The sequence below is a fragment of the Phycisphaerae bacterium genome, assembly GCA_012729815.1.
GTDB lineage: Bacteria > Planctomycetota > Phycisphaerae > JAAYCJ01 > JAAYCJ01 > JAAYCJ01.
In genome coordinates this window covers 1-2,500 of the sequence record JAAYCJ010000345.1, presented here as the reverse complement: position 1 = coordinate 2,500, position 2,500 = coordinate 1, and the positions used below count along the sequence as shown (strand labels likewise).

Annotated in this window: 3 protein-coding genes; all 3 read left to right on the top strand. The window is 62.4% G+C overall.

The window, feature by feature from the left end; translation table 11 throughout:
- On the top strand, positions 1 to 372 hold a 372-nt coding region (locus tag GXY33_21920; protein ID NLX07806.1), incomplete at its 5' end, for a hypothetical protein.
- A gap of 181 nt (positions 373 to 553) precedes the next feature.
- Positions 554 to 1,549, top strand: coding sequence for a LacI family transcriptional regulator (locus tag GXY33_21915; GenBank protein NLX07805.1), 996 nt, complete (start codon positions 554 to 556; stop codon positions 1,547 to 1,549).
- A complete protein-coding gene (locus tag GXY33_21910; GenBank protein ID NLX07804.1) occupies positions 1,546 to 2,289 on the top strand; it encodes a DUF1559 domain-containing protein in 744 nt (247 codons plus the stop codon). Before GXY33_21915 ends, GXY33_21910 begins: the two co-directional genes overlap by 4 nt.
- Positions 2,290 to 2,500 lie beyond the last annotated feature (211 nt).

Genomic DNA, 2,500 nt, shown 5'->3' with positions numbered 1-2,500 from the left:
ATCATCGCACTTTCGCTGGGGCCGCTGGCGTCGGAGGCTGTGGCGCTGCGGATGCTCGAGATGATGGCGGCGGTTTCGGTGGCGGCGCCGATCGTGGGCGGGGTGGTGCTGCGGTCGTTGGAGCGGCGGATGGTGGGCGGCCAGGAGAGCGCATCGGCGGCGGCAGTGAAGGTGTTTTCGTTTCGGGTGATCGGGGCGGCGCTGGCTGAGGGGACCGGGATGTTCATGCTGGTGGTGATCCTGCTGGGCGGGGATGCCGCCCTTCTGCTGCCGTGGTGGTTGATGACGATGGTGTGCCTGGCATTTCAGTGGCCGTCGGGGCGTGGGATCGTCGAGGCATGGCAGTCGGGCAAGCAGCCGCATCGGCGGTAAGGGTTTGCCGCATCGGGTCCGGGCGGTGCGATTTTGCCCCTGTTCTTCCGGGACTACCCCCTATTGACAGAGCGAGGCGGGTCTGGTACGATGGGGGCGTTCAACGGTAAACGTGTAGCGATAAATGCCGCCGTAAATGGACATAAGACTGGTAGTTTCAGGCAGTTAGGAGCATTTGTCGATGGCAGCAACGCTTTCGGACATTGCCCGTCGTGTGGGGGTGACGAAGACGACGGTTTCGTACGTTTTGAATCGCAAGCGATCGGGGATACGGATATCGGAGGAGACTCGTCAGCGGGTTTTGTCGGTGGCGCGGCAGTTGAACTACCGGCCGTCGTTTTCGGCGAAGGCCTTGGTGACGGGTCGGACGAACACGATCGGGTTTCAGTGCGGTCAGATCGTTTCGCCGCACTACAACGAGCTGGCGGATATGGCGCTTCGGGAGGTCGAGGATCGGGGGTATCACCTGCTGATTTCGGTGACGCCGTGGCGGACGGGGGAGAACGACCTGGATTGTCTGCAAACCCTTATGGGACGGGGGGTGGACGGGGTGATTTTCTTTGGGTCGGCGTTGGGGCCGGGCGAGCCGCTTTACGATCATCTGCTGGCGGAGCGGTATCCGCTGGTGACGATTTCGGACCAGATTGAGGGGCTCTCGTCGGTGGTGTCGGATTGGGAGCCGGGGATGGACGAGGCGATTTCGCTGCTGGCCGGTAAGGGGCACCGGCGAGTCGGGTATTTTCGTTCGCGTTCGGTCAATCCGGAGGTTGACGGCAAACTTGCGGCCTTTTGTGCGGCGTGCCGGAGGCATGGGATGGAGCCGGAGGTTCTGGTGGGCCGCAGCGTGCCGGAGCATTCGCGACAGTGTGGCTTGGAGTTTGCCCGCCGGGGCGACCGCCCTACCGCGGTGATCTATTCGTGCGATCACGGGGCGATGGGTTTTTTGCGCGGGCTGCGGGATGAGGGCGTGGCGGTGCCGGAGGAGGTGGCGGTGATCGGCATTGACGGGACGGAGGCGGGCGCGTATTGCTGTCCGTCGCTGACGACGATCGCGCAGGACGGTCGAGGGATCATCCGCAGTGCTGTGGAGATGGTGCTGGCGATGATCGATAGGAAGGAGCCGCCGGGGCGGCGGGTGAACCTTGCGACGAAACTGATTGTGAGGGAATCGGCATGAAGATCGGCGCGACGAGGGACATTCGCGGATTCACTTTGATTGAGTTGCTGGTGGTGGTGGCGATTATCGCGGTGTTGGTGGCACTATTGCTGCCGGCGATGCAGCAGGCTCGCAAGCAGGCGCGAACGGTGGAGTGCCAGTCGAACCTCAGACAATTGGGACTGGGATTCCAGCTCTATATGGACATCTATGAGGATTGGTTGCCGGCGGCGTACTATGGACAGCGATGGACTTACAATGAGTCTTGGGGCCACCAGATCAACCGGATGTTCCAGATCAAGGACCAGTCGGTGACATCTCGCGGCGCGGTCTATCGCGTTTTCTATTGTCCGGAGCACGTGCGGGACTGGAAATGGACGGAAAACAACGACTATGCCAGCGGCGAGCGGTGGTGCGGGTATTCGTTTTCGTGGTCGATTCACAACAGCACGGTGTGGAACGACGGTTGGCACGGGCGCAACGGCCGGCGTAATCGCGGTACGAACGACGATACGGTTCGGGTGCTGCTGTTCTGCAACTGGTGGCGTGACGGGGCGACCTGTCCCGAGCAGAGCTGGCTGTCGGGCGGCGACTGGCGGATGGACGCTGAGACGTGGCGACAGGACTATTTGAGCCAGGACCACAGCAACGGGGCGAATTTCCTCTACATCGCGGGTAACGTCCGGTGGATCGCCGACCGCGGCTGGGGGCCTCTCTACCGCGACGACGAGCCCACCAACAGCGACGTACGGTGGTGGTAAGTGCGATGGCGATTGCGCGCCCTCGCATGTCAATCCGTACACTCTGCACGTAGGCACAGAACGCCCAAAGGAGCGACCGATGACCCAATCGCGACATGTATTCCCGGTGTTGTTTTGTCTGTTGGCCGCGGGCGCGGCCTCGGCTGAGGCACCGCAGCATTCGTTTCCGGAGAACACGCTGATTTTGGGTCCGGACGCGCCGGAGATGCGT

Excerpts from the sequence above, each read along its gene's own strand:
- GXY33_21910 (NLX07804.1), top strand. The coding sequence starts at position 1,546 with ATGAAGATCGGCGCGACGAGGGACATTCGCGGATTCACTTTGATTGAG.
- GXY33_21915 (NLX07805.1), top strand. The coding sequence starts at position 554 with ATGGCAGCAACGCTTTCGGACATTGCCCGTCGTGTGGGGGTGACGAAG.